Consider the following 1105-nt stretch of genomic DNA (forward strand, 5'->3'; position numbering starts at 1 on the left):
CCCCGGGTAAGAGTGCAATCTTTCCCTCCATCTATCTGCTTCATTTACTCTGTACCACCTTCGGCAGTAAGGACTTTGTTTTGTTTCGCAAACTCATCCAATGATACCTAGCCTTATATGAAGTTCGTGTTCCTCAGACCGGAGGTTTGCCGCTTGCTTCCTTCAGATTCCACGTCACCGTGGACACCCTTGCATTAAGCTAACCACTACAACTGCCTTCATGGTTCGGGACTTTCACCCTATAGATTGCACCCATGCCGGGCGCACGAAAAGGAGCTGCTGATCAGCTCCTGATAATGAAGTAAAGTACCCGTTACTTGAATTAGAAATTTAATTAGCTTTTCTTGGTCCGCTTAAAATATAAATAACCTAAAACACCTAAAATTATACCTCCGAAAACAATAACTTAAAATATAATATCCCCTATAAACATAACCTGTTCCTCCTATGCTAAAAAACATTTTCCTAAATCTGTATACGTGATTTTTCCTAAAAAGGTTTCAACTGATAGTTTAATTCTAAAAGTCTCATTAAACTAAACTGCCCCGTTAGCCCCATAAGAAAAGAGCTGATCGTGAAGTGAACCCAAAAAGTTAGACACTTTATTTAATTAGGCAGCCTTGAGGGCATGAATCCGGTAATCTACCGGGCTCATGCCTTTTAATTTTACCTTGATTCGTTGATGATTGTAGTAATGGATATATTCCTCTAATTCTTGTTTGAAATGCTCCATGCTTTCAAATTCTTGAAGATAGAGTAATTCGGATTTTAATAAGCCAAAGAAGTTTTCAATGACCGCATTATCGAGACAATTTCCTTTGCGGGACATGCTTTGTGTAATGTTATGTCTTTTCAAATCATGAGAGTATTGTTTCATCTGATAATGCCAGCCCTGATCTGAATGAAGAATGGGTGAATCTTTCGATTCCAAGCGATGAAAGGCTTTATCCAGCATTTTGGAAACAAGGGGATAAACAGGACGAGATTCGATATTATAGGCGATGATTTCTCCATTAAACAGATCAAGAATGGCCGATAAGTATAGTTTCTCCCCAGCTAGATGGAATTCTGTGACGTCTGTCACCCATTTTTCATTGGACTTTGC

The 1105-nt window shown here is 39.1% G+C and carries 1 protein-coding gene; it reads right to left on the reverse strand.

From position 1 onward, the window contains the following. Positions 1-610: 610 nt before the first annotated feature. Positions 611-1105, reverse strand: a 495-nt coding sequence (locus AKG34_RS11860; protein ID WP_152952360.1) for an IS3 family transposase, incomplete at its 5' end; no start/stop codon positions are given.

This window comes from Peribacillus butanolivorans (genome assembly GCF_001273755.1).
GTDB classification, from domain to species: Bacteria; Bacillota; Bacilli; order Bacillales; family DSM-1321; genus Peribacillus; species Peribacillus butanolivorans.